Below are 1,367 nucleotides of genomic sequence, written 5' to 3'. Positions count from 1 at the left end.
CGGAACGGAAGCGGGATCGGAGGTGTCCGTTGTATTAGATACAGCGTGTCTCAACCCTCCTTAGCTAGAAGGTGGTCATATGAACAATATTATCTACATCGTCGGCGCCGTCGTGATCGTCCTGGTTATTCTTTCGTTTGTCGGTATCGTTTAGCCTTGGCCGATGCACGTAACGGTGGCGTAGCCGTTCGCATTAATGTCAAACGGCTCCGTCACCCTGATGGTCAAGCTGATCACGCTTGCACGCAGCTCGACCATTTGAGTCCGCTGGCACTCAATGCGGCGCGCGAGGGATCGTCTTGAGCAGGTCTTCAGGACTGATGTGACCTACGATCGGCTCCGCGGCACTGCCCGGCAGCGGCAGGTCAAGGATGTGGCCCTTGATCTTGCCGATGACGTGCATTTCGCAAGGTTTGCAATCGAACTTCAGCGTCAGCACTTCGTCACCGTGCACCAGTTGCATCGGCGCGACCTTGGTGCGTACACCGGTGACGCCTTTGGCTTGCTTGGGGCAAAGATTGAAGGAGAAACGCAGGCAGTGCTTGGTGATCATCACCGGCACTTCCCCGGTTTCTTCATGCGCCTCAAACGCCGCGTCGATCAGCTTGACGCCATGGCGATGATAGAAGTCCCGAGCCTTCTGGTTGTAGACGTTGGCCAGGAATGACAAGTGCGACTCCGGGTACACCGGCGGCGGATTGGTTTCGGCCTTGCGATGGCCCCTTGGATGGGCGAGCAGACGGGCCGCGGTCAATGCGTCAATCACTTCGCGACGCAAGGCTTTGAGTTGCGAGTTGGGAATGAAAAACGCCTGGGATGCGTCCAACTCAATGGCGGTGGCGTAATAGTCCGTGGTGCCCAGTTGACCGAGCAGATCGCGCAGTTGCTCCAAGGCCTGTTCCGGCTTGTTGGCCAGACCGAACGGACCGTCCAGAGACAAGCTGGCGATGACACCCTCCTCGCTTGTGGCGTTCAATTGCAGGCGTTGCTCATCAAGACGTGCCACCCAACTCAAACCGATACGACGCTCGGCGGAGGTCTTCTGCAAGGCTTGCTGCCAGTTATGGTCAAGGTTGCGGCTCAGGGGATGGTTGGGCCGCAGCTTGAACATCCCGTCCGGCATCTCGTTGGGTTCGACACGGTAGCGATAGCGCTTCTGGCCCTCTTCGAGAAATTCCCCCTTGGGTTCGGCGATATTGGCGCGGAAGCCCAMCACCTCGCGCTTGATCTGCACGTTCAGGCCATCGCCATTGGACAGCGGTTCAAAGGTGACTACCTGCAAATCACGCTTGCCCACCTTTTCCACCACGCCCACCGACAAGCCCGTGAATGTCGGTGAGTCGAAGGCGCCGATGTCGATCTTGCGC

The 1,367-nt window shown here is 58.1% G+C and carries 1 protein-coding gene; it reads right to left on the bottom strand.

Annotation, left to right across the window (positions count from 1 at the left end; translation table 11 throughout):
- Positions 1-274 precede the first annotated feature (274 nt).
- The coding region (locus tag AC1DRJ_RS27810; protein WP_477804972.1) for a DUF3656 domain-containing protein at positions 275-1,367 on the bottom strand (1,093 nt) is incomplete at its 5' end.

Source organism: Pseudomonas sp. P5_B2, assembly GCF_056400445.1.
Note: the sequence above shows the minus strand (reverse complement) of the source record. Positions and strands in the feature narration are given on the sequence as shown.